Raw genomic sequence first — 23810 nt, 5'->3', positions numbered from 1 at the left:
GAGACCGATGAGACTGGTGGTCGGACTGGGCAATCCCGGCGCGGGATACGCCAAGAACCGCCACAACATCGGGTTCATGGCGGCGGACGAAATCGTCCGCCGCCATGGCTTTTCCGCATGGAAGAGCAAGTTCCAGGCGGACTACGCCGACGGCATCATCGGTGGCGAGAAGGTCATGGTGCTCAAGCCCATGACCTACATGAACCTGTCCGGCCAGTCGGTCGGGGACGCCTGCCGCTTCTTCAAGATCCTGCCGCGCGACGTCATCGTCCTTTATGACGAGATCGAGCTGGCGCCCGGCAAGATCCGCGTCAAGCAGGGCGGCGGGCACGCCGGCCACAACGGCCTGCGCTCCATCGACCAGCATATCGGCAAGGACTACTGGCGCGTGCGCTTAGGGATCGGCCGGCCGCCGGGGAAGGAGCAGGTGGCGAAGTACGTCCTGCACGATTTCTCCAAGACGGAGGAAGAGTGGCTCACTCCGCTGCTGGAGGCGGTGGCGAAACACATGCCGCTGATGGTCAAGGGCGACGAGGGCCGGTTCATGAACAAGGTCACCGTCGACACCCAGCCGCCCAAGCCCGAGAAACCGCCCCGGCCGCCGGCCGTTACGGCGGAAACGAAACAGAACACAGAGACCGGACCGCAAGCCGCCCCCGCCACGCCCGCGAAGGCCGATAGGAAGGCCGAGCCCCAGGGCGCGCTGGCTCAGGCGCTGGCGAAGGCCAAGGCGAAGCTGACCGGTTCGTCCGGCGGTCCCGACACGGAGTCCTGAGAACCATGGGTTTCAACTGCGGCATCGTCGGCCTGCCCAACGTCGGCAAGTCGACCCTCTTCAACGCCCTGACGTCGACGGCCGCCGCCCAGGCCGCCAACTTCCCCTTCTGCACCATCGAGCCCAACGTGGGCCGCGTCGCCGTGCCGGACGAGCGCCTGGACAAGCTGGCCGAGATCGCCAAGTCCAAGAGCGTGATCCCGACTCAGCTTGAGTTCGTGGACATCGCCGGCCTGGTGCGCGGCGCGTCCAAGGGCGAGGGCCTGGGCAACCAGTTCCTGGCCAACATCCGCGAGACCGACGCCGTGGTGCAGGTGCTGCGCTGCTTCGAAGACGAGAACATCACCCACGTCGACGGCTCCATCGACCCGCTGCGGGACGCCGAGACCATCGAGACGGAACTGATGCTCGCCGACCTGGACAGCCTGGAGCGCCGCATCCAGCCGCTGCTCAAGAAGGCCAAGTCGGGCGAGAAGGAGGCCAAGGAGTGGGTCGCCGTCATGGAGCCCATCCTGGAAGGGCTGCGCGACGGCAGGCCGGCGCGCCTGTTCCGCCCCGACGACAGGGAAATGGACGCGCTGAAGATCTTCCGCCAGCTCCAGCTGCTGACGGCCAAGCCGATCCTGTACGTCTGCAACGTCGACGAGGAGTCGGCGGCCGAGGGCAACGCCCTGTCGGCCAAGGTGGCGGAGATGGCGAAGGAACAGGGCGCGGCCTCGGTCGTCATCTCGGCGGCCATCGAGGCCGAGGTGGCGCAGCTGGAGGACGCCGAGGAAAAGCAGGCGTTCCTGGCCGACATGGGGCTGGAGGAAACGGGCCTGTCGCGTGTCATCCGCGCCGGCTTCGACCTGCTGAACCTGATCAGCTTCTTCACTGTCGGTCCGAAGGAGGCCCGCGCCTGGACAGTCCGCAAGGGCAGCCGCGCGCCGCAGGCCGCCGGCGAGATCCACACGGACTTCGAGCGCGGGTTCATCCGGGCCGAGACCATCGCCTACGAGGACTTCGTGGCCTGCGGCGGCGAGGTCGGCGCCAAGGAAGCCGGCAAGATGCGCGCCGAGGGCAAGGACTACGTGGTGCAGGACGGCGACGTCATGCACTTCCTGTTCAACGTCTGACACGGCGACCGTCGGGGCGGCGGTTCATTCAGCCGCCCCGCATCTCCCGCAGCCCTGCGCGCGTTGCGGGAGCATGAACACCCTCCTCCAACGCCTCATCGCCCGAGCTCCCGACGCCGCCGTCCTGCTGCGGCGCGAGGCGCGCTGGCTGGTCAGCCTGGCGCTGGGCTTCGCCGCCATCTGGGCGTTTGGCATCATCGCCGACGAGGTGGCGGAAAACGAGACGCGCACCTTCGACGTCCAGGTTCTGCACTTCTTCCGCGCGCAGGGCGACCTGTCCGACCCCATAGGCCCCGCCTGGGTGGAGCAGAGCGCCAACGACATCACCGCCCTGGGCGGCTACCCGGTGCTGACGCTGTTCACCCTCATCACCGTCGGCTACCTGCTGCTGATCCGGCGCGGCGGCGCTGCGGCCATGGTTGTGGCGGCCATCGGCGGCGGCATGGTCATCAGCCAGGGGCTCAAGGCCCTGTTCGACCGCGCCCGCCCCGACCTGGTGCCGCACTTGGTGGACGTCCACACCCTGTCCTTCCCCAGCGGCCATTCCACCCTGGCAGCCGTCACCTACCTGACCCTCGGTGCCCTGATCGCCGCCGTGCAGCCGGGGCGGCGGGTGAAGGGCTACGTCATCGGCGTCGCCTTGACCCTGGCGGTCCTGGTGGGGGTGTCGCGCGTTTATCTGGGCGTGCACTGGCCGACGGACGTGCTGGCCGGCTGGAGCATCGGCGCGGCCTGGGCGTTGCTGTGCCGCGCGGTGGCCGACGGCCTCATGCGCCGCCGCAAGATGCGGGGCGAGCGGCAACGGCGGACCACCTCTTAGGCATGGGATACCACCCCCGGCGGGCTGTCCGATCGCCGCCCCTGCCCTATCTGACGGACACGCCGATGATTGAAATCATCGACGCTGCGTTCAGACGGCACACAGCCTTTACGCGCCATAAGGCGCGGCGGCCGGTCGGCCTTGCCGAACGACAAGTGTACGATTGCGTGTGCCGTCCGGTATGACAGACACGCCGCCCCGACTCATGACCCCGGCTTGGGAGGAGTTCATGCCGCAGACCCGTTCCATCGCTGCCGCCGCCCTGATCGCCGGGACGGCAGTGCTCGCGCTGGCCGGCGCGCCCGACGCCACCGCCCAGGAGGCCGATTCCGCGACGGCGGCCGCCGCCAACAGCAACGGGAGCGACAACGGCGGCAAGGCGGTGAAGGACGTCGCGCCACTGACGGGCTCGGACATCGAGGCGTTCATGGCCTCCATCCCCGACGTGCAGACCTGGGCCATGCGCCAGGACGCGGAGACGCGCGCCCTGACGGAGCGCCGGTTCGACGCCGAGACCCTTGCCGCCGAGCCCTTCAGCGTCGGGCTCCAGCGCATCCAGGGCAGCCAGGCCTATGACGAGCTGACCGACACCATCCGCGCCCACGGCTTCACCGAGCCCGAGCAGTGGGCGGTGACCGCCGACCGGGTCATCCGCGCCCTGGCCGCCCTGCAGATGGAGGAAAGCGGTCCGACGCCCGACCAGTTGGATCAGACGCGCCGCCAGGTCCTCAACAACCCCAACCTCTCGGCGGCCGAGAAGGAGCAGATCCTGGCCTCGGTGGGCATGGCGACGGCCGTGCGGAACGTGCCCGAGGGCGACCTTCAGGCCGTCACCCCCTACGCCGAGCAGCTTGCCGAAGCATTGGGGTCGCAGGAGGAATAATCTGCCGCCGCCCGCCTTCCGATCGCCACGGTCGCGTGGCAGGGTGGATGCCGACCCGCCCCACCCGGACCGGACCGCAGATTGGAGACCGCGCCCATGCGCTTCTGCCGCCGCCTGACCGCCCTCGCCCTAGCCGCCGCCGTCGTGGCGGGCGCCGCCGCCGGCCTTCCCGGCGCCTCGTTCCTCGCGCCCCGGGCGGCCCTGGCCGCGCAGGAGGAGCGCGCCGCCCTGACCGACCGCACCATGGAAGCCTTCGTTGCCTCCATCCCCGCCATGCGCGCCTGGACGGAACAGCATGACGACGCGGCCCGCGCCGTCGCGCCCAAGGTGCTCAAGCCTTCGGTGCTGTCCGGCAATCCCTTCGCCCTGGTGGTCGAGGAACTGCGCGGCTCCGACGCCTACACCGCCATGGGGGCGACCGTGGGCCGCCACGGGTTCGACACGCCGGAAGCCTGGGCGGGCGTCGCCAATCGGGTGACCAAGGCGCTGGGCGTGCTGGCCAGCCGCACCGACCAAGCCGACAACGCCCTGGCCGAGGCCCAGCGGGAGATCGAGACCAACCCGCGGATCACCGCCGAGGACCGCATGAAGCTGAAAGGCCTGCTGATGGCCCTCAGCCTGTTCGCCAACGCGCCCGAGGCCGACGTCGCGGTGGTCGCGCCCTATTCGGGCCGGATCGTGGAGGCGCTGCGGTAGCCGCTGTGACCGCCTGTTACCCTCTGATACAGGCGCGGACGCACGGGCGTTACGAAGGACCGGCACAGTCTCCTCATCGACCCCAACGAAAGAGGACATATCCATGAAGACCTTCGGCAAGACCCTGATGATCGCCACCGCCGCCGTCACGCTGGCCGCCGCCGCGCCGGCCCTGGCCCAGGGCATGGACAGCGGGTCCGACGGCGTGCCGCCGCGCTTCGCCGCCGCCGACACCGACAACGACGGTGCCGTCAGCCGCGCCGAGGCCGACGCCATGCATGCCGAGCGCTTCCAGAAGGCCGATGCCGATGGCGACGGCACCATCACCGCGCAGGAGATGCAGGCCGCCCGCGCCGAAATGCGCGCCGAGATGATGGAACAGCGCGGCGGCATGGGCCGGCATGGCGGCATGCAGGGCGGTCAGCACGGCATGCACGGCGCCATGCATGGCGGCATGCATGGCGGCTACGGCAAGCACGGCGGCGGCCACGGCATGAAGAACATGCACGGCGGCGGCACCGCCAAGCTCCAGCGGCTGCTGGAGGTGATGGACACCGACGGGTCGGGCGCCGTCAGCCAGGAGGAACTGCTGGCCCGCTTCAAGGACCTGGACGCGAACAACGACGGCGCCGTGACGGTGGCCGAGGCACGCGACGGCATGCGCGCGACCATGCGTGATGCTCGCTCGGGTGCCGGCAACTCCGACGAAGCGGCGCAGTAAGCGGAAGGGTGGCAGACGGTTTCGGTGGGTCCCAGCTTTCGCTGGGACGCCGGATTTATAAGCGCCTGATATAGCGCTCAAGTTTCCCCGTCACCCCAGCGAAAGCCGGGGTCCACCCACACCTTCCACCTTCCTGTCCTGCCGCAAACATCACGCCGCGATCAGTTCGAACCTGTCCACGTCGACCAGTCCCATGTCGGTGATCTTCAGATGGGGGATCACCGGCAGGGGCAGGAAGGCCAGTTGCAGGAACGGTTCCGGCAGGCGGCAGCCCATGGCGCGGACCACGTCGCGCAAGGCGACCAGGTCCTCGCGCACGTCCTCGAACCGCTTGAGGCTCATGAGGCCCGCCATGGGCAGGGCCAGTTCCCCCAGAACCTTGCCGTCCCGCGCGGCGACGAAACCGCCGCCCAACTCCCGCAAACGGTTCACGGCCACGGCCATGTCGGCGTCGGACGCCCCGACGACGCAGACGTTGTGGCTGTCGTGGCCGACCGACGACGCCAGCGCGCCCTCGCGCAGGCCGAAGCCCTTCACGAAGCCGCGGCCGATGTTGCGGTTGATGCCGTGGCGGGCGAGCACGCAGACCTTCAGCACGTCGCGGGAGACGTCCGGGTGCCGCAGGCCGCCCTTGTAGGGCAGGTCCAGGGTCAGGTGCTCGGTGACGATCTTCCCTGCACCCACGCCGATCACCGGCCCCGACGGACCGTTGGCGGGCACGGCGAAATCCTCCGCCCGCACCGCGTCCAGCTTCATGCTGTCCAGCCCGACCGGCGCCACCGCCGGGCGGTCCTCGAACACCTCCGGCGTCACCCGGCGGCCGGCGGACAGCACCGAATGCACGTCGCATGTTTCCAGGTCGTTGAGCAGCACGATGTCCGCCCGCCGGCCCGGCGCGATCAGCCCCCGGTCGGTCAGGCCGAAGCCCTGCGCCGCCGACCATGTGGCCGCGCGGTAGACGTGCGCCAGCGGCGCGCCGTTGGCGATGGCGCGGCGGATCACATGATCCAGGTGGCCTTCCTCGTGGATGTCGAGCGGGTTGCGGTCATCGGTGCAGAACCCGCAGAAAGCCGAGGTTTCCGCCGTCAGGGCCGGCGTCAGCGCGTCCACGTCCTTGGAGACCGTGCCCTCGCGGATGAGCAGCTGCATGCCCTTGCGCAGCTTCTCCATGGCCTCGGGAAGCGTCGTGGTTTCATGGCAGTTGCGGATGCCGCACGACAGATAGGCGTTGAGGTCGCGCCCGCTGACCAGTGGGGAATGGCCGTCGATAACGCCGCCCTGGAACGCCGCCAGCTTTTCCATGACGTCGGGGTCCTTGTTCAGGACGCCCGGCACGTTCATGAATTCCGCCAGGCCCAGCGCCTTGGGGTGGCCGTGGAAGGCCAGAAGATCAACGGCCGACAGCGTGGCGGCCGACGTCTCCAGGTGCGTCGCCGGCACGCAGGACGACATCTGGACGCGCAGATCCAGCGCCGTGCCCTCGGCGGCGCGGGTGAAATAGTCCAGGCCCACGCCACCCAGCACGTTGCACATCTCGTGCGGATCGCAGATGGCCGTGGTGGTTCCGCGCGGCAGGACGCAGCGGTCGAACTCCAGGGGCGAGACAAGGGTGGACTCGCAGTGGACGTGCGTGTCGATGAAGCCGGGCACGCAAGTCAGGTCGCGGCCGTCGATTTCCTCGGCGCCGTCATAGGACTCGTACGTGCCGACGATGCGGTCGCCGCACACGGCGATATCGCCCTCGGCGATTTCACCGGTGACGACGTTCAGGAAGCGGGTGTTCTTGATGACCAGATCGGCGCGCGATCGCGCCATCGCCTGGTCGACACAGCGGCCGAGGAAAGCCGGGTCCTTGTGATCGGGGGCGGGCCGGGGCGCCATAGGCGGTCTCCTGTGGGTGGCGTCGGTGCGCTTTCCCACAAGATCGTGCGTCTCGCCCCGGTTCGGAACCCCTGGAGCTTCTTTTCGGTTTCGGCGCAGGCGCCGAAACCGACGTTCAAGCGCCACTAAGGCTCACGCGCCTGAGCGGCGCGGGGTCGCACTGTGTGCTCCGCACACGCCTTCGGCTCCGCGACCCTATTCGCGTTTTCCGGCTGCGGGCGTGGCCGGAAACCGCTCCGGGTTTTACGCGAACAGCCCCACGATGATGACCACGGCGATCACCGCGCCCAGCACGATCAGGGTGGTGCGCAGGGTCTTGCTCTTGGGCGGCTCGCCCTCGGCGCCCAGGCCCTGGCGCGCGCTGGTGGTTTCCGTCGCCGCACCGGTGGAGGTGGAGGGACGCGGCTGGTTCGGCGGGCTTTCGTGCGGAACGGCCTTGTCCGTGTCCGTCTGGGGGCGGGGTTCGTCGGTCGGACGATCAGCCATGGGAATACCTCCCGTTTCTGGGTGAACCTGCATGAAAAACGCGGGGACACCGCAACGGGTGGCGAAGTTTCATCGTCGGGAAGGGCCGGCGCGCCTACTCTGCCGCCGTTCCCTGCCGCCGCGCCGCCACGAGGTCCGCCAGGCAATCATCGTCCAGAGGCTCGATGGGCGTGAAGTCGCGGTGGGCGATCCACGCCTTGCGCTTGAAGCGGCGGATGTGGTTTTCCACCTCGCACAGGCTCAGGTAGACGATGGTCCGGCCGAAGGGGCTGATGTTGGGCGGGCTGGCGTGGACCAGGTTGGAGTGGAACATCAACACCGACCCCGCCTTCCCCGTGGGAGCGACGATGCCGCCGGCCTCCGCCAGTTCGGTCACCTTGGCGCGGTCGAGCGTCCACAGCGGATAACTGGTGGTCTCCAGGTCGTGCCCGGCCTCCTGCACGCCGGCCTTGTGGCTGCCGGGGATGAACATGAGCGGTCCGTTGGCCGCCGTCACGTCGTCCAGGAACACGGCGATGTTCATGGCGCGCGCCTCGGGCATGTCGTCGTCGTTCTTCCAGGTGCCGTAGTCCTGGTGCCACTGCCAGACCTCGCCGTCGAAGGCCGCCTTGGCGTTGATCTTGTACTGGTGCATGTAGACCCGGCCGTCCAGCAACTGCATCACCGGCTCGATCAGGCGCGGATGGCGGCCCAGGCGGCGGAAGGGATCCGAATAGGTGTGGGCGGCGAAAGCCGTGCGAGCGACGCCGCTGCTTTCCCGCCAGACCTCTTCCCGGTCCAGCGTGAAGACATGCGCCGCCTCGTCGCGCAGGACGGCGGTTTCGTCGGCGGAAAAGGTGTCGGGCAAGAACAGGTAGCCTTCGTCGCGGAAACGCGCGACCTGATCGTCGGACAGGCGCATGGCAGGCATCTCCCGGCGGCGTTGGGGGTGTTTGTTATTCCTTCAAGCATCGCCTGTCCTCGCGGCGCACAACAACGCCAGGGACACCAGGGGAATGCAGCCTGGGCGCGCACGGCAAGAGCCCGCCGGACCCGGGGAAATCCGGCGGGCTCAAGTGACGTCGGTCAGCCGTGTCAGTCCACGGCCGCGCCGCCGCCATCCTCCGGCGTCACACCGATGGCGCGCGCCCGGCCGACGATTTCCGTCGGGACGTCGCAGTCCTTCATGCACACAACCTCCGGCTGGGCATCGGGACGCGGGTCCTCGATGAAGCCGTCGGCGTTGGGCATCTCGATGCTGCCGATGGTTTCGTTGCTGACGACGAAGTCATCCTCGACCACGTTGTTCACCCACAGGATGAAGGCGGTCAGGGCATAGGTCTGGTCGGGCGTCAGCGACTGCGCGTTGCCGAACGGCATGGCGCGGTAGATGTAGTCGTACAGCGTGGAGGCGTGCGGCCAGTAGCTGCCCGGGGTCTTCACCGGGCTGGGGCCGTCCAGCGATCCCTCGCCGCCCATGAGCACGGGGTAGCGGCCCGCACCTTCCGCGAACTCGCCGTGGCAGTGGGCGCACTGCTCCAGGTAGACCTGCTCGCCCTCCATGGCGTCGCCCTGGCCCACCGGCGCGTCCTTGCCGTCGGGGCGGACGTCGATGTCCCAGCCCTTCACCTGTTCGGGCGTGGCTTCGGTGCCGAGGCCGAGCTTGAGGCCGTCGCCGGCCCAGGCGGCCGAGGCGACGCCCAGGCCGACGAGAGCGCCGGCCGTGGCCGCAATGAGGCGCGTCTTAACCGAGACGAACATTTTCAACCTCCCCGTTCTTGTTCACCAGCCAGGTCTGGATGGAGTTGTTGTGGTAGACCGAGTTGACGCCGCGCACCTTCTGCAGCGCCTGCATGGTGGGCTGCACCACGCCGTGCTCGTCGATGCAGCGCGACTGCATCAGCAGTTCCTGGCCGGTGTATTCGAACGGCATGCGGAACATGGTCAGGCACTTGTCCAGCACCGGCTGGTCAAGCTGCGCCTCCTGCCAGTTGCGGCCGCCGTCCAGCGAGACGTCGACGCGCTTGACCTTGCCACGGCCGGACCATGCCAGACCGCGCAGCTGGTTCAGGCCCTTGTGCAGCACCGGCTTTTCCGGCGACGGCGAGACGATGACGGACTTGGGGTCCATCTCCCAGGTGAACAGGCGCGCCTTGCCGTTGGGCATGAGGTCGGTGTACTTGCTGGTTTCCTCACGCGCAAACCAGGGCTTGTCGCCCACCTCGATGCGGCGGATCCACTTCACCCACATGTTGCCTTCCCAGCCGGGCACCACCAGGCGCAGCGGATAGCCGTTGCCGGGCCGCAGCATCTCGCCGTTCATGGCCCAGGCGAGCATGCAGTCGTCGAGCGCCTTTTCCATGGGGATGGAACGGTTCATGCCGGCCGAATCGCCGCCCTCGGCCATGATCCATTTGCCGTTGGGCTTCACGCCCGCCTCTTCCAGCACGGTGCGCAGAGGCACGCCGGTGTACTGGACGCAGTGGATCATGCCGTGGGTGAACTGCACGCCGTTGAGCTGCGCGCCGCGCCACTCCATGCCGCTGTTGGCCGCGCACTCCAGGAAGTGGAAGCGGCTGACCGACGGCATGCGCATCAGGTCCTGCAGGGTGAAGACCAGCGGCTTGTCCACCAGGCCGTTGATCATCAGCCGGAAGTCCACCGGGTCCACGATGGCCGCCCCGGCGTGGTGACGCTCGAAGCAGACACCGTTGGGGGTGACGAAGCCGTGCATGTCCTGGATGGGCGTGAAGTTGATGGACGACTCGCGGGTCGCCGTCAGCCATTCGACGGACCGGCGCACCACGTCCTTCTCGTACTCCGACGGCAGGCCATAGGGCTGCCAGTCCACGGAATAGCCCAGGTACTTGTTCCACTCCGGCACGTTGGGCGGCAGGTTTTCGGGGTTGGCCTCGGCCATGGTCGCCGCGCCGGCGGGGAAGGCCTTGCCGCCGACCAGTCCGGCGGCACCGACGGCCCCGACGGCGGCGGCGCTGCGGCGCAGGAAGTTGCGTCGACCGGTGTCGGCGACGGGCGCCTCGGGCGCCGGCGCCTGGGTCCGCCCGACGGGCGTCGCGTCCCTTTTCATGCTCATGTCCTCCCTGATCCTGAACTGTGGCGAGCGGGGCTCGCTGGAATGTGATCCGGCTTGTTTCGTATGTCCGATTGTCGGGCTGGAAGTGGATCGCGCTTTGGGCCACCATGTCGGTCAGCGGCCCGCCCGCGCCGCCATGCCGCGCATTCGATGGTCGAGCGCGGCAGCGGCGGCGGACAATCCTCGGGGCCGCCATCCAGGGAGGCCCGCAGGTGTTTGACATGACGAAGAAAATCGCTCGCCGCCGCGTTACGGGCGGCCTTGTGGCGGTCGCCGCGCTGATGCTGGCGGCGCCCGTTCCCCTCGTCCCGGCCCAGGCGGCCGAGTTGGAGTTCGCCGATCCGCCGCCGGGGTTCGACACCCCGCGCAAGATCGTGCTGCAGCTGACCAGCGCCGACGAGAAGACGGTCAACAACGTGCTGTGGAACGCCATCAACCTGCAGAAATTCTACGGGTTCGATAACGTTCAGCTCGCCATCGTCGCCTACGGCGACGGCATGAAGGCGCTGTACAAGGACAGCCCGGTCGCCGAGCGCATCGAGAACCAGCTGAAGTTCAACATCGAGTACATCGGCTGCAAGAACACCATGGACACCACCGACCGCAGCCCCGACGACCTGATCTCGGGCGTCGAATGGGTGCAGGCCGGCATTGCCGCCATCGTGGAACGCCAGTTGGACGGCTGGGTCTACATCGCCCCCTGACCAGGCGGCGCGGGTGCGTTGGCGGGCCGCGCGGGGTCCGCCACGCCCCGGCGCCGGGGCGCGCGTGTCGATATCGTCCGGGCCAGTCATGGCCGATGGTCTCCCCGGTAAAGCGCGGTCCGGTGGCGGCCGCCGTCCGCGCAGGGGCGGCGGCCGTGCCGGTGCGGTCCGTCTAGCTGCGCACCTGGATGCTGTCGTTGGGCGCCAGTTCAACGGTCTTGTGCTTCTCGACGTAGTTGGTGACCACGTCCCAGATGGGCGGGCCTTCCGTGCCCTCGTTGACCGAGGCCCAGCCGGCGACCGTGTATTCCTTGGAGGGGTCGACGGGCTCTCCGGTCTTCAGCATGGTCATGTTGCTGATGCGGCTGCCCATGGGCTTGTCGACGTCGATCGTGTAGCCCATGCCGCCGACGCGGACCATGTCGCCGCCCTGCTGGTAGAACGGGTCTGGATTGAAGATGTTGTCGGCCACGTCCTCCAGGATCGCCTTCAGCGTCTCGCCGGTCATCTGCGAGCGGTAGGCCTCCGGATAGGTGATCGACGTCATGGAGTGGATGTCGTCCACCGTGATCTCCTGGCCCGGCAGCAGCGTCGTGCCCCAGCGGAAGCCCGGCGACAGCGCGATCTCGGCGTCGCGTTCCTCCAGCAGCGCCTGGCAGATCAGGTCGTCGAAGGTGCCGTTGAAGTTGCCGCGGCGATACAGCAGCGAATCAGTGGTGCCGACCACGCGGTCGATCTCGGCGGCGAAGGGCGCGCGCACCTCATCCACCAGCTTGGCCATGTCCGGGTCCGGCGTGATGACGTCGGAGAACACGGGGATCAGGCGGTAGGTGTAGTCGGCGACCTTGCCGTTCTTCACGTCCAGGTCCAGGCGAGACAGGAACTTGCCGTGCGAGCCCGACGCGATGAGCAGCGTGCCGTCGACGTCGATGGCGCGCGGCAGGGCGTCGTGGGTGTGGCCGGTCAGCAGCACGTCCAGGCCGTCGACCATGCCCGCCAGCTTGCGGTCCACGTCGAACCCGTTGTGCGACAGCAGCACCACCACTTCCGCCCCGTTGGCGCGGGCGTTGTCGATGTGCTCCTGCACCAGCTCCGGTCGGATGCCGAACGACCAGTCGGGGATCATGTAGCCGGGATTGGCGATCGGCGTGTAGGGAAAGGCCTGGCCGATGACGGCGATCTTCACCCCGCCGCGCTCGAACATCTTGGTGCTGTCGAAGACGGCCTCTTCCCAGGTCGCGTCGATGACGTTGCCCGCCAGGAAGGGGAAGTCCATCTGGTCGATCAGTTCCTGCACGCGGTCCTGGCCGTAGGTGAACTCCCAGTGGGCCGTCATGGCGTCGGTGGTGAGCGCGTTCATCACCTTGACCATGTCCTCGCCCTTGGTGTGGTACGAGGTGTAGCTGCCCTGCCAGGTGTCGCCGCCGTCCAGGAAAAGGGTGTTCTCCGGCCGCTCGGCGCGGATGGCCTTGATGAGGGTCGCCAGCCGGTCGACGCCGCCCAGCTTGCCGTACTGGCGGGCCAGGTCCACGAAGTCGACGTAGGTCAGCGCGTAGCACTCGGGCGTGCCGCGGGCGATGTCGAACATCTTCAGGAACTCGGGCCCGACGACGTGCGGCGGCTTGCCGGCCACTTGGCCGACGCCCAGGTTGACGGAGGGTTCGCGGAAGAAGACGGGTTTGAGCTGCGCGTGCATGTCGGTCACGTGCAGCAGCGTCACCTGGCCCTTGGGCTCGAAGCGCAGCAGGTCGTCCTGGGTCATCATCCTGGACTGACCGTAGGCGGTGCGCCCCAGGCTCACGGTGCCGGCGCCAGTGAGGATGGCGGTGGCGGCGGTGGCGCGAAGGAAATCGCGTCGGGTAAACAGCATCTTAGGACAAGCCTCCCCGGTTCGGGCGCGCGCGTTCGCGGCCCGGGCTCATGTCGTCTCGGTTGGTGAGTGAAGATCGTTGGGCGTCGCCGGCCGTGGCGGGGCGGGACTGTCGAGGCATCCCGCCCCGCCCGCCGTGGCCCGGCGAAGGCCTTACGTCACTTGCGCACGGCCGGCGTCTCGATGGGCAGGCCGTTGCCGCGCCAGGTCACGTACAGCTCCAGGTTCGTGTACTCGTCGGAGCCGTAGGGCAGCTTGTCGGCGCGGATGTTGTTGTTGCAGCCGCGGAAGCGGCGGTGCAGCGACCCCACCTTCTGCCACTTCAGGCGATACAGCGGGAAGCCGTTGCCCTGGCCCTGGCTCAGCGTCTCGGCGCGGATCACGTTGCCGGCGTTGTCGATGTGGCAATGGGTGCAGGCCAGGTCGAGCTGGCCCCGGCGGGTCTCGTAGAACTCCTTCCCCTTTTCCCAGAACTCCTTGGCCGGGCCGTCGATGGACACGTCGACGGGCATGCCCTTGGACTGGTTCTTGACGTAGGCCGTCATGCCCAGCAGCTCGTCGCTTTCCCACTTGTAGGGCTCGGCCTGCATGTTCTCGGTGCGGCAGAAGTTGATCCGCTGCTCCAGGTTCATCATCTTGCCGGTCTCTTCCGAATAGACCGGGTACTTGGTGGCGACGCCCGTCATGCTTTCCTCGGCGTCGCCGTGGCAGTCGGCGCAGGCTTTGCCGGCGTCGCCCGCCGCGGCTTCCCACTCGCTCATGCCCGTGTCGAGCCAGAGCATGGCGGGGTTCTGGAACTCGTCGTCCTGCATGGCGCGGGTCTCGGCACCGGCGTAGGTGTAGCCGGAGCGCTTGTCGCCCGCCTGGTACTCGCCCCACTTGCCTTCCGCCAGTTCATCGGCGGCGGCGGGGCCGGTGCCGAGCGCCAGGGCCGGAAGGCCGAGCGCAATGGCGGCCGTCAGGGCCTTGAGCTTGGTGTTCATCGTTGACCTCCCCGGTCGTTCTTCATTAAGTCCCGACCGTGTCCCCGGCCGGTGTTGGAAGGTGCCGGGTGGCGGGTCGTACGCCCGCTTCACCCGGCCCTTCGGAAAGGAAATCAGCCTTCGACGCTCAGCTTGCTCTTGGTGCTGTAGGTGGAGCCGTCGTCGTCGTTCCAGACGAACTCGTACTCCCCGCTTTCCTGGGGCTGGTGGTAGAAGGAGATATAGGGGTTGGCCGACACGGCCGGCTCGATCTCGGCGACGAAGAAGGGCTCGCCGTTGAAGCGCGCCTCGAAGTGGTTGATGATCTGGCGCGGGATGACGTTGCCGTCGCTGTCCTTGCGCTGGCCGCTTTCCATCTTGTGGGAAATCAGCGTCTTGATCTCGACGACCTCGCCCTTGGAAGCGGACTTGGGCGCGCGCACGCGGGGCTTGCTGGCCATTGTAAAACCTCCGAACTTGTCCTGTCGCGGCCGCCTCATGCCATGGTCATGAAGAGGCGGAGCGGCCGCCGTGATGTCGATCGCCGCCGGACCCGACCGTCAGGCCGCCCGGCCTGCCCGGTCAGCCGCCGCAGCCGCCGATGGTCACCTTCACCGGCTGGGCGGCGCGATAGACGGAGCCGTCGCTCATTTCGGCGAAGGCGATCACGTTCTGCGTCTGCGCCAGGCGCATGCGGGTCGACGCCTCGGCGCGGCCCGACTGCGGGGTGAACTTGAAGGTGATCACCTCGGGCGACGGGTTGCCGTCGGCCATCAGGTGCACGGCCTTGACGTAGCTGTCCTCCGTCATGGGACTGTCGACGGACACGCCGACGGGCACGGTGTTGCCGTTCTCGGCGATCTCCGGCAGGTCCAGGGACACCTTGCCTTCCTGCGGCGTGGTGTCGCCGATCATTTCCTTGATGGCCTTTTGCACCTCTTCCGGGCTGGCCTTCGCCAGGCCCGGCATCAACGTCATGCCGACACCGGCGGCGGCCACGCCACCGATCGAGAAAAACACCTGCCGGCGGCTCATCGCCTTGGACATCATTTTCATCTTTCCTTGACCTTTCTTCCAAGTCTCCCCGGACGAGCGCGAGGGTTCGCGGCCCGCCTTCAGTGCGGGCCCGGTGCTCGCGTCTCGCGACACGGTAGGGTCGTCCTCAGTTCGTCTGCGGTTCTTCTTCGGTCAGCGTCACCAGGTACGCGACCACGTCCTCCACCTGCTGCGCCGTCAGGATCGGTTCACCTTCGAAGCTGTCCTTGACCATGTGCAGTCCTTCGACCCTGTAGAAGGCGGGCATCATGGTCTCGGGGTTGATGACCTTCGAATCCACCAAACGCAGCCGCAGGTGTTCGGGCTCGTAGCGGTTGCCGACGCCCCAGAGCGACGGGCCGGTCTCGCCGTGGAACTGCTCCTCGGGAACGGGCATCTTGTGGCAGCTCAGGCAGTTGCCGAGCTTGCGATCGACGGCGACCACCTTGCCGTTGACCGGATCGCCCGGCTGGCCGGTCAGGCTCTCGGGAATGGTCCAGTCGTCGACCACCTTGTAGTCGACCAGGTCAGCCGCCTGCGCCGGTGCGGCCAAAGCCAGACCGGCAACGGCAGCCGTCGCCACCATCGCGGAAATCGCAGATGTCTTGCGCTGCACGAACGCCTCCCTTTCTTCCCCGGTTATTTGACGCAAGGCAAAACTCGTCCGATGCTCGCAAAGGCGCGGCCAGCATTGCGTCAACTTGTTCTAGGCGGGGCTTTGGACCTTCCGCCTCCCCACACTTCTTATTATACGCAGAAACCGGTGTTCTTTTGAGTCTTTGACCCGGCGGCTCTGAGTATATTAGTGTTTTCTGGAATAGCGTGACGTGATGTGGCCCAGGATGCAAGAGGAAAAAAAGACCCAAAATTGAGGGGGCCTTGAAAACGGCGGCGAATCAGTGGCTTCAGACGTTGCGCATGGGGAGGACAAGGAACGCCATGAAACGGATTTTATTTTACTTGATCACCATTGTACCTCTTTTGGGGTACACATGGGCGGCGCACGCGGCCGAGCTGGTTATGTTCGAAGCGCCCGGCTGCGCCTGGTGCAAGGCCTGGACCGAGGAGATCGGCCCCATCTATCCGAAAACGGAGGAAGCCGCGCGGGCGCCGCTGCGCCGCGTCGACCTGACACAGAAGCCGCTGCCCGTCGACATCAAGACCAAGGAACCGGTGCGCATGACGCCCACCTTCGTCCTGGTGAACGACGACGGCGAGGAAATCGGCCGTATCACCGGCTATGCCGGTGACGAGATGTTCTGGTGGCAGCTCGACAACCTCATGGAGGCCCTTGAGGACTGACCGCGCGGGGCGTGCACACCGCCGCATAAAGCGGTATCCTGGCGGCATCTTTTCGCCGGAGCCGCCGCCATGCGCCTGACCCAGCACACCGACTTCGCCCTGCGGCTGCTCATCGCGCTGGCCGTGGTGGAGCGCCGCGCGCCCGGCGCCGGCCGGACGCTGACCGTGCGCGACATTGCCGAACGCTACAACATCTCGCGTCATCACCTGATGAAGGTCGCCAATGAACTGACGCGCCTGGGCGTGGTCGAGGGCCTGCGCGGGCGCGGCGGCGGCGTGCGCCTGGCGCGGCCGGCCGCCGAGATCGGCATCGGCGCCGTGGTCCGCGCCCTGGAATCCCGCGACGACCTGGTGGAATGCTTCGACCGCGCCTCCGACGCCTGCGCCATCTCGCCCGCCTGTCGGCTCAAGGGCATGCTGGGACAGGCGCAGGAAGCCTTCCTGGCGGTGCTCGACCGCCACACGCTGGCCGATGTGGTGCGCCGCCCGGACTCGCTGGAGGCCCTGCTCGGGCTGGGTCCCGAGGTCAGGGCCGACTGACGCCGCCGTGGCGCAGGCGGGTGTCGTGCTGGTGGGTAAACCGCAGCGCCTGCCAGTGCTCGTCCAGCGGCACGCACTCGGTCGCGCCGAAGCCCTCGGCGACAAGCGGCTGCCAGCCTTTTTCCCGCGTCAGGTCGCTGTGCGCGCCGCGCGGATGGGCCACCCAAAACACCGCATCCTCGGCCAGGACGGGTACGGCGCGCGGCACCAGGGCCTGCAGCCCCGCCCGGTCGCGCGCGAAAGCCAGCAGCCACGAACAGGGCCCTTCGTCGACCCACGTCACGCCGTCGGAGGTTGCGGCGGGCAGCCTCCGGGACCAGTCATCCGGCGCATCCACCAGGCGCGCGACGGAGCCGGGAACCAGGTGCAGGCGGTCGAGCAGATCGGCGGTCATGGCGCGCACTCGCGGAAAGGGTCGGGCTACTGCTCCAGCGCCGGGCGAAGATAGGTGTCGAACAGCGCGATGTGGCGTTTCACGCGCGGACTGTCGCAGCCGTCCTCGTCCACGGCCTCGCCCATGGCGCGCGCGGCGGCCTCCAGTTCGGCCAGGGCCTCGGCCTCGCTCTGCGGCACCTGGGTTGTCTGGAGCAGGCGCATCTGGATCTTTTCCAGGTCCACCTTCTCGGGCGTGGCGTCGGTGCAGCGCAGCCAGGCGATGAGCGCCTTCTGCAGGTCCAGGTGCGAGGGATTGTCGAGCGGCGCCGTCTCGTGGGTCAGGGCCGATCCTTCTCCGACCTGGGCGACGGCCGGCGTCGCGGCGGGAACAAGCAGCGCTCCGGCGAGCGCGGCAGCGGCAATGGATCGCAACATCATGGATTTCGGGTCCTTCCGGCCTGGGCCGTATGGGGGAATGTCTCTTCTCGCCTTACGCGCGGACAGCGGTGGAGGTTCCTCGACAACGGCCCGATCGTGCGCACTCCGCACCCCGTCGTTGAGGCAGCCCGTCTGCTCTGCTAGGGTTGCGCCGGTGCCGGTTCCCGGAAACGGGATTGAAAGGGAACACGGGACGGCAGGGCCTGGGACAACCGCTTCCACCCCGCCGAGCCGTGGCTGCCCCCGCAACTGTGCGCGGCGAGTCTCCGCCCCACCCGAAACCATGGCCACTGGCACAGCCGGGAAGGCCGCGGATGGAGACGACGACCCGCAAGCCAGGAGACCTGCCGGCGCAAGCGTCGCCTTTCCGATGGCCGGGGTGTGCCATTGGTCCGGTTCTGTCCGCAGCGGTGGCGCGCTGAACCCGATGTCACGCCACCGCCCCCGCCGGATCTCCGTGCCGGGCGGACGAGCCATGAAAGGACACCGCACGATGCGTCTCGGCATCACGGCGCTTGCCGCCGCCCTTCTCTCCGCCGCCCAGCCGGCCGCTGCCCACTTCCAGGAAATCATCCCGTCCGCCGACATCCTGACGCCGGAAACCGGCACGACGGTCGACCTGGACATCCGCTTCACGCACCCCATGGAACAGGGCCCGCTCATGGACATGGGCGCGCCGCAGCGCATCGGCGTGCTGGCCGATGGCGCGGTCACCGACCTGACGAATGCGGCGGAGGCCCGCACCATCGACGGCAAGACGGCCTACACGCTGTCCCACGCGGTCACCATGCCGGCCGATTACGTCTTTTTCATCACCCCCGCGCCGTACTGGGAGCCGGCCGAAGGCAAGATGATCGTCCACCACGCCAAGGTCGTCGTCGACGCCTTCGACGCCCAGGAAGGCTGGGATGCCCTGGTCGGCCTGCCGGTGGAGATCGAGCCGCTGGCGCGCCCCTACGGCCTGTGGACGGGCAACGTCTTCCGCGGCATCGTGCGCAAGGACGGCGAGCCGGTGCCTTTCGCCGAGGTGGAGGTGGAATGGCGCAACGACGGCTCCGTCACCGCGCCGGCGGACGCCTTCGTCACCCAGGTCATCAAGGCCGGGCCGGACGGCGTGTTCTCCTACGCCATGCCGCGCGCCGGCTGGTGGGGCTTCGCCGCCCTGGAGGAGGCCGACGACCCGGTGGCCAACCCCGATGGCGACATGGTGCCGCTGGAGGAAGGCGGGCTGATGTGGGTCAACGTCCGCGACATGGAGTAACAACACCATGGTTCATATGGTGGAGGGCGTCGTGAGCGCGCCCGTCATCGCGGGCTGCACCGCCCTGGCCGCCGCCGGTGTGGGCTACGGCCTGACGAAGCTGAAGGCCGACGACATGCCCAAGGCGGCGGTGGTGGGGGCGGCGTTCTTCGTCGCCTCCCTCATCCACGTGCCCGTCGGCCCGTCGAGCGCCCACCTGCTGGCGAACGGGCTCATGGGCCTGCTGCTGGGCTGGAGCGCCTTGCCCGCCATGGCGGTGGCGCTGCTGCTGCAGGCGGCGTTCTTCGGTTTCGGGGGCGTGACCACGCTGGGGGTCAACCTGGTGCTGATCGGCCTGCCCGCGATCGTCGTCCACCACCTGTTCCGCGACCTGGTGACGCGCGGCCGGGGCGCCTGGGCGGCCGGCTTCGCCTGCGGGGCGCTCGCCATCGCCCTCTCGGCCCTGGGCGCGGCGGTGGCCCTGGCGGCCTCGGGCGCGGCGTTTGTGCCGGCGGCCAAGCTGGTGGTGCTGGCCCACCTGCCGGTGATGGTGGTCGAAGGCGTGGTGACGGCCGCCGCCATCTCCCTGCTGGCCCGCGTCAAGCCGGACGCCCTGTGGGCACGCCCCGCGCCGCAGCCCGTGCCGGCCGTGGGGAGCAACGCCTGATGCGCGCGATCCCGCTTCTGACGGCGCTGGCCGTCCTGCTGCTGGCGCTGACGGCCGCGCCGCCCGCCTGGGCCCACAAGATCAAGCTGTTCGCGACGACGGAGGGCACCGCCATCACGGGCACCGTCTACGTTCCCGGCGGCGGGCGGGTCTCCGGCGCCGACGTCACGGCGACCGGGCCGGACGGCGCGGCGCTGGGAACGGCCGTCACCGATGCCGAGGGCCGTTTCTCGCTGGAGGCCACCCGCCGCGTCGACCACCTGCTGGAGGTCGATACCGGCGACGGCCACCGCGCCACCTTCCGCATCACCGCCGCGCAGTTGCCGCCCACCCTGCCGGGACCGGAGGGTGCGTCCGCCGCACCCCGGGGGACCCCGGCGGCCGAAGCGCAGCCGGCGCAGGAGGCCGCGGCACCGGCCATGTCGGAAGCCGCCCTGGAGGCCGTCGTCGCCCGCGCCGTGGCGGCCCAGGTCAACCCGCTGCGCGAGCAGATGGCCGCCCAGGAAGACCGCCTGCGCCTTCAGGACGTCCTGGGCGGGCTCGGCTGGATCATGGGCGTGACGGGCATCGGCTTCTACCTGCTGGCCCGGCGCGAGCGCCGGCGCGGCGGCGGGTGATGGACTTCCATGGTGCGGCGCGGCAGGATGCGATCTGATCCTGACTGCCGAGAGGCCGCACCGTTCGCCATGCTGCGTCACATCGTCCTGTTTTCCGCCAAGGACCCCGCCGACATTCCCGCCATCCGCGACGGCCTGTCCATTCTGCGCGACATCCCCCACGCCCGGCTTCTGGAAGTGGCCGTGAACGAACGCCACGATGCCCTGTCCGACGAGCCGGACGTGGTGGTCTACGGCGAGTTCGATGACGCCGAAGCCCTGGCCGCCTACAAGGCGCATCCGCTCTACCAGGAAAGCATCCGCCGCGTCCGCCCCCTGCGCGACATGCGCCTGGCGGTCGATTACACGGTGCCGGCGGAATGACAAGCAGGACTGTGCCGGGCCGGCGACCGGTGATAGGCTGATGCCATGAGCGCCATCACCCTTCCCGAATTCCAGAAGATCATCAAGGCCGACGCGCCCTTCGTGCCCGTCTTCGGCATCGAGACCGTGTCCATCGGCACCGGCGAGGCGACCCTGCGCGTCGCCCAGCGGCCCGACCTGCTGCGCGGCCCCAACCGCGACCGCATGGCCGAGCCTGTCCTCATGGCGCTGGCCGACCTGACGCTCTATGCCGTCGTGCTCAGCCATGTGGGGTCCGTGGCGCTGGCCGTGACCACCAGCATGTCCGTCGACGTGGTCGACACGCCCGGCGCGAGCAGCGTCGTCGCCCACGGCCGCACGCTAAAGGCCGGCAAGCGCCTGGTCGTCGCCGGCGTGCGCATCACCGCCGAAGACGACGGCCGCCCCATCGCCAACTGCACGGGCACCTACTCCATCCCTCCGGCGCGGGCGTAACCCGTAGGTCCCACTGGGTCCGAACGAGCCTTACCTTTAACCGGCCGGACGATTGAAACGGACCGGCCGGCACCCATAGAGTGGGTAAGGGCTATGGGGAGGGGACTGCTCCGGGATGGGACTGGACAACGTTTTTCACGAACTTTCCGTCGTGCTGCTGTTCGCGGCGGCCGTGGGCGCGGTCGGCCTGGTGCTGAAGCAACCTTTGGTCGTGTCGTTCATCGCCGCCGGCATCCTGGCCGGGCCGTCGGTGCTGGACATAGCCACGGCGTCGGAACACCTGGACGTGCTGGCGAAGTTCGGCATCGCCATCCTGCTGTTCGTCGTCGGCCTGAAGCTGGACCTGCACCTGATCCGCACCATGGGCGCGGTGGCGCTGACGACGGGCCTGGGGCAGGTGTTGTTCACCTCCGTCATCGGCTTTTTCATATGCCTGTGGCTGGGCATGGACCCGCTGGCGAGCCTGTATATCGCCGTCGCCATCACCTTTTCGTCGACCATCATCATCGTCAAGCTGCTGTCCGACAAGGGCGAGATCGACGCCCTGCACGGCCGCGTCGCGCTCGGCTTCCTGATCGTGCAGGACATCGTGGTGGTGCTGGTGATGGTGATCGTCTCCGCACTCGCCGCCGGGACCGGCACGGCCAATGGCGAGGCGCTCGGCGCCGGCGGCATCGCGCTGCGCGTGGCCGAGGTCGTCGGCAAGGGCGTGCTGATGGTGGGCGGCGTGGCGCTGTTCATCCGCTACCTCGCGCGGCCCATGTTCGACCGCATCGCGCGTTCGCAGGAACTGATGGTGCTGCTGGCCGTCGGGTTGGCGGTCGCGTTTGCCTCGGGCGCCGACCTGCTGGGCTTCAGCATGGAGCTGGGGGCCTTCCTGGCCGGCGTGGCGCTCGCCTCCACGCCCTACCGCGACGTCATCGGAGCCCGCCTGAACCCGCTGCGGGACTTCATGCTGCTGTTCTTCTTCATTTCGCTTGGCAGCCACATGGACGTGACCACCGTCGGCGACCAGATCGTGCCCGCGCTGGCGCTCTCGGCCTTCGTGCTGATCGGCAACCCGCTGATCGTGCTGGTCATCATGGGCGTGATGGGCTACCGCAAGCGCACCGGCTTCCTGGCCGGACTGACGGTGGCCCAGATCAGCGAGTTCTCGCTCATCTTCATGGCCATGGGCCTGACCCTCGGCCACGTCACCGGCGCCGACGTCGGGCTGGTGACGCTGGTGGGCATCGTGACCATCGGCCTGTCCACCTATATGATCCTCTACTCCCACCGCCTGTACCGCTGGCTTGAGCCCGTGCTCGGCCCGTTCGAGCGCAAGGTGGCCCACCGCGAGGCCGGCCCGGACGACGAGGCCGTGGAGGCGCGGCCGGACGTCATCCTCTTCGGCCTCGGGCGCTACGGCAGCAACATCGTGCGCGGGCTTGCGCGGCGGGACATTGCCGTCCTGGGCGTGGACTTCGACCCCGAGGTGGTGCGCGAGCGGCGCGAGGCCGGATGGTCGGTGGTTTACGGCGACGCCAGCGACCCCGACTTCGCCGAGACCCTGCCGCTCTCCACCGCCAATTGGGTGATCCTGGCCGTCCCCGCCGTGCGCCCGGTGCCCGGCGCGTCCGACCCCAGCGAAACCAACGTGCGCGCCCTGCGGGCCGGAGGGTATGGCGGGCGCATCGCCGCCACCGCGCATTCCGCCGCCGATGCCGCCCGCCTGAAGCGTGCCGGCGCCGACGTGGTGCTGCTGCCCTATGCCGATGCCGCCCGCCGCGCGGTGGAAGTCATCGCCGACGCCGGGAACCCCGACCACGCCGAAGCCGCCGCGCCGAACACCGTTACCCCCCTCGCCAAGGGAGTCGCCGCCGATGTCTCCTGATGTCGCCCGCCCCGCCGCCATCCTCATGGCCACCGACCTGTCGGCCCGCGCCGACCGGTCGCTCACCCGCGCCGTCCACATGGCGCGCGAAACCGGCGCCGAGCTGGAGGTGCTGCACGTCGTCGACCAGGACCTGCCGCCGGCCCTGCGCGACGCCCACCACCTGCAGGCCGAACGCATCCTGCGCGAACAGGTCGCCGCCCTGACCGACAACACCGACGTGCGATGGGACGTGCGCATCACCTCGGGCGTCGACATCGAGGAAATCATCCGCCACGCCGAATCCTCCGCTGCCGGGCTGATCGTGCTGGGGGCCTCGCGGCCGGGGCGGTTCCGCTCCATCGTCTTCGGCGCCACCGCCAACCGCGTCATGCGCCTGAGCCACGTGCCCGTGCTGGTGGTCAAGGCCGGGTTCCGAGGCCCCTACCGCCACGTGATGGCCGCACTCGACACCTCGCCCGCCGCCGCCCGCGCCCTGGAACACGCGCTGGCGTGGTGGCCCGAGGCGACGACGGAAGCGGTGCATGTGACCGATCCCATCCTGCCCGCCCTCATGCCCGCCACCGGCGACTACGAAGCCGACAGCCGGGCGCGCGAGGAAGACGCCCTCTACCCCCTGCTCCACCGCCTGCGTCGGGCAAGCGGCGCCCGCCTGCCGCTGGAAATCACGGAAGGACAGGCCGGCCCGGCGCTGGTGGCACGGCTGCAACGATTCGCGGCGGACCTGGCCACCATCGGCTCAATCGGAGACACCTCCCCCTTCCGCGCCGCCTTCGGAGGCACCGCCGACCACCTCATCCACGAATCCCCCTGCGACGTGCTGGTGGTGCCGCCGGCGGATTGAGGGGTGTTCGGGCGCTGGTGCGGTGAGGGAAGGCTTTGGCGGCTTGAGCGATGCTT

At 68.7% G+C, this 23810-nt stretch carries 28 protein-coding genes and 1 riboswitch; of the genes, 16 read left to right on the top strand and 12 right to left on the bottom strand.

The features are described 5' to 3' along the window. Window positions 1-7: 7 nt before the first annotated feature. The 6 genes from pth (at window position 8) to LG334_RS03900 (ending at window position 5010) form a co-directional block, all read left to right on the top strand. On the top strand, window positions 8-775 hold the full coding sequence (gene pth, locus LG334_RS03925) for an aminoacyl-tRNA hydrolase (protein WP_404383492.1): 768 nt from the start codon (window positions 8-10) through the stop codon (window positions 773-775). A gap of 5 nt (window positions 776-780) precedes the next feature. Further along, complete coding sequence (ychF, locus tag LG334_RS03920) at window positions 781-1890, top strand: redox-regulated ATPase YchF (RefSeq protein ID WP_404383490.1); 1110 nt, start codon at window positions 781-783, stop codon at window positions 1888-1890. A gap of 73 nt (window positions 1891-1963) precedes the next feature. Continuing rightward, window positions 1964-2710: a phosphatase PAP2 family protein gene (locus LG334_RS03915; protein ID WP_404383488.1), complete on the top strand. Its 747-nt coding sequence runs from the start codon at window positions 1964-1966 to the stop codon at window positions 2708-2710. 229 nt (window positions 2711-2939) lie between these two features. Continuing rightward, the gene (locus LG334_RS03910) at window positions 2940-3593 is read left to right on the top strand and encodes a hypothetical protein (RefSeq protein ID WP_404383486.1); all 654 of its coding nucleotides are present in this window, start codon (window positions 2940-2942) and stop codon (window positions 3591-3593) included. Between the two features lie 96 nt (window positions 3594-3689). Next, window positions 3690-4289: a hypothetical protein gene (locus LG334_RS03905; RefSeq protein WP_404383484.1), complete on the top strand. Its 600-nt coding sequence runs from the start codon at window positions 3690-3692 to the stop codon at window positions 4287-4289. Between the two features lie 103 nt (window positions 4290-4392). After that, entirely contained in the window at window positions 4393-5010 is a 618-nt protein-coding gene (locus tag LG334_RS03900; protein ID WP_404383482.1) for an EF-hand domain-containing protein, read from the top strand. 150 nt (window positions 5011-5160) lie between these two features. Here the strand turns inward: LG334_RS03900 and ade are convergent, their stop codons facing one another. From ade to soxC, 5 genes are all read right to left on the bottom strand, one after another. Then, window positions 5161-6891 (bottom strand): adenine deaminase, encoded by a 1731-nt coding sequence (ade, locus tag LG334_RS03895; protein ID WP_404383480.1) that lies wholly within the window; start codon window positions 6889-6891, stop codon window positions 5161-5163. A gap of 243 nt (window positions 6892-7134) precedes the next feature. Next, window positions 7135-7377, bottom strand: a complete 243-nt coding sequence (locus LG334_RS03890) for a hypothetical protein (RefSeq protein WP_404383478.1) — start codon at window positions 7375-7377, stop codon at window positions 7135-7137. A gap of 94 nt (window positions 7378-7471) precedes the next feature. Continuing rightward, a complete protein-coding gene (locus LG334_RS03885) occupies window positions 7472-8278 on the bottom strand; it encodes a phytanoyl-CoA dioxygenase family protein (protein ID WP_404383476.1) in 807 nt (268 codons plus the stop codon). Window positions 8279-8451: 173 nt separating this feature from the next. After that, complete coding sequence (locus LG334_RS03880) at window positions 8452-9117, bottom strand: c-type cytochrome (RefSeq protein WP_404383474.1); 666 nt, start codon at window positions 9115-9117, stop codon at window positions 8452-8454. After that, window positions 9101-10450: a sulfite dehydrogenase gene (soxC, locus tag LG334_RS03875; protein WP_404383472.1), complete on the bottom strand. Its 1350-nt coding sequence runs from the start codon at window positions 10448-10450 to the stop codon at window positions 9101-9103. The genes LG334_RS03880 and soxC overlap by 17 nt, the downstream gene beginning before the upstream one ends. Window positions 10451-10671: 221 nt before the next feature. On the opposite strand from soxC, the gene LG334_RS03870 reads away from it, so the two are divergent. Further along, window positions 10672-11154, top strand: coding sequence for a hypothetical protein (locus LG334_RS03870; RefSeq protein ID WP_404383470.1), 483 nt, complete (start codon window positions 10672-10674; stop codon window positions 11152-11154). Window positions 11155-11326: 172 nt separating this feature from the next. On the opposite strand, the gene soxB is transcribed toward LG334_RS03870, so the two are convergent. From soxB to soxX, 5 genes are all read right to left on the bottom strand, one after another. After that, window positions 11327-13024 carry a thiosulfohydrolase SoxB gene (gene soxB / locus LG334_RS03865; protein ID WP_404383468.1) on the bottom strand — a complete coding sequence of 566 codons (1698 nt, stop codon included), beginning with the start codon at window positions 13022-13024 and terminating at the stop codon, window positions 11327-11329. Between the two features lie 158 nt (window positions 13025-13182). Beyond that, window positions 13183-14007 (bottom strand): sulfur oxidation c-type cytochrome SoxA, encoded by an 825-nt coding sequence (gene soxA / locus LG334_RS03860; protein ID WP_404383466.1) that lies wholly within the window; start codon window positions 14005-14007, stop codon window positions 13183-13185. A gap of 113 nt (window positions 14008-14120) precedes the next feature. Continuing rightward, entirely contained in the window at window positions 14121-14447 is a 327-nt protein-coding gene (gene soxZ / locus LG334_RS03855; protein WP_404383464.1) for a thiosulfate oxidation carrier complex protein SoxZ, read from the bottom strand. 121 nt (window positions 14448-14568) lie between these two features. Further along, window positions 14569-15036, bottom strand: coding sequence for a thiosulfate oxidation carrier protein SoxY (gene soxY, locus LG334_RS03850; protein ID WP_404383462.1), 468 nt, complete (start codon window positions 15034-15036; stop codon window positions 14569-14571). A 112-nt stretch (window positions 15037-15148) separates the two neighbouring features. Further along, entirely contained in the window at window positions 15149-15637 is a 489-nt protein-coding gene (gene soxX, locus LG334_RS03845; protein WP_404383460.1) for a sulfur oxidation c-type cytochrome SoxX, read from the bottom strand. Window positions 15638-16041: 404 nt separating this feature from the next. Between soxX and LG334_RS03840 the strand changes: the two genes are divergently transcribed. Both LG334_RS03840 and LG334_RS03835 read left to right on the top strand, forming a co-directional pair. Beyond that, window positions 16042-16323 carry a thioredoxin fold domain-containing protein gene (locus tag LG334_RS03840; RefSeq protein ID WP_404383458.1) on the top strand — a complete coding sequence of 94 codons (282 nt, stop codon included), beginning with the start codon at window positions 16042-16044 and terminating at the stop codon, window positions 16321-16323. Between the two features lie 69 nt (window positions 16324-16392). Next, entirely contained in the window at window positions 16393-16863 is a 471-nt protein-coding gene (locus LG334_RS03835; protein ID WP_404383456.1) for an Rrf2 family transcriptional regulator, read from the top strand. Here the strand turns inward: LG334_RS03835 and LG334_RS03830 are convergent. Both LG334_RS03830 and LG334_RS03825 read right to left on the bottom strand, forming a co-directional pair. Then, window positions 16850-17257 carry a hypothetical protein gene (locus LG334_RS03830; RefSeq protein WP_404383454.1) on the bottom strand — a complete coding sequence of 136 codons (408 nt, stop codon included), beginning with the start codon at window positions 17255-17257 and terminating at the stop codon, window positions 16850-16852. The two genes, LG334_RS03835 and LG334_RS03830, sit on opposite strands and share 14 nt — an antisense overlap. Before the next feature lie 26 nt (window positions 17258-17283). Beyond that, window positions 17284-17676 (bottom strand): hypothetical protein, encoded by a 393-nt coding sequence (locus LG334_RS03825; RefSeq protein ID WP_404383452.1) that lies wholly within the window; start codon window positions 17674-17676, stop codon window positions 17284-17286. A 141-nt stretch (window positions 17677-17817) separates the two neighbouring features. Continuing rightward, a riboswitch (cobalamin riboswitch) is annotated at window positions 17818-18043 on the top strand. 126 nt (window positions 18044-18169) lie between these two features. Between LG334_RS03825 and LG334_RS03820 the strand changes: the two genes are divergently transcribed. From LG334_RS03820 to LG334_RS03790, 7 genes are all read left to right on the top strand, one after another. After that, window positions 18170-18937 (top strand): DUF4198 domain-containing protein, encoded by a 768-nt coding sequence (locus LG334_RS03820; RefSeq protein ID WP_404383450.1) that lies wholly within the window; start codon window positions 18170-18172, stop codon window positions 18935-18937. 7 nt (window positions 18938-18944) lie between these two features. Then, a complete protein-coding gene (cbiM, locus tag LG334_RS03815) occupies window positions 18945-19583 on the top strand; it encodes a cobalt transporter CbiM (protein WP_404383448.1) in 639 nt (212 codons plus the stop codon). Continuing rightward, entirely contained in the window at window positions 19583-20200 is a 618-nt protein-coding gene (locus tag LG334_RS03810; RefSeq protein ID WP_404383447.1) for a carboxypeptidase-like regulatory domain-containing protein, read from the top strand. The genes cbiM and LG334_RS03810 overlap by 1 nt, the downstream gene beginning before the upstream one ends. A gap of 69 nt (window positions 20201-20269) precedes the next feature. Then, the gene (locus LG334_RS03805) at window positions 20270-20563 is read left to right on the top strand and encodes a Dabb family protein (protein WP_404383445.1); all 294 of its coding nucleotides are present in this window, start codon (window positions 20270-20272) and stop codon (window positions 20561-20563) included. 45 nt (window positions 20564-20608) lie between these two features. Then, window positions 20609-21037, top strand: coding sequence for a PaaI family thioesterase (locus LG334_RS03800; RefSeq protein ID WP_404383443.1), 429 nt, complete (start codon window positions 20609-20611; stop codon window positions 21035-21037). Between the two features lie 115 nt (window positions 21038-21152). After that, entirely contained in the window at window positions 21153-22910 is a 1758-nt protein-coding gene (locus LG334_RS03795) for a cation:proton antiporter (RefSeq protein WP_404383441.1), read from the top strand. Continuing rightward, the gene (locus LG334_RS03790; protein ID WP_404383439.1) at window positions 22900-23754 is read left to right on the top strand and encodes a universal stress protein; all 855 of its coding nucleotides are present in this window, start codon (window positions 22900-22902) and stop codon (window positions 23752-23754) included. The genes LG334_RS03795 and LG334_RS03790 overlap by 11 nt, the downstream gene beginning before the upstream one ends. The last annotated feature ends 56 nt before the right edge of the window (window positions 23755-23810 follow it).

The organism is Caenispirillum salinarum, from assembly GCF_044803115.1.
Classification (GTDB): Bacteria; Pseudomonadota; Alphaproteobacteria; order Rhodospirillales; family Rhodospirillaceae; genus Caenispirillum; species Caenispirillum salinarum_A.
The sequence above is the reverse complement of the archived record's forward strand: the minus strand, read 5'-3'. Positions and strand labels throughout refer to the sequence as shown.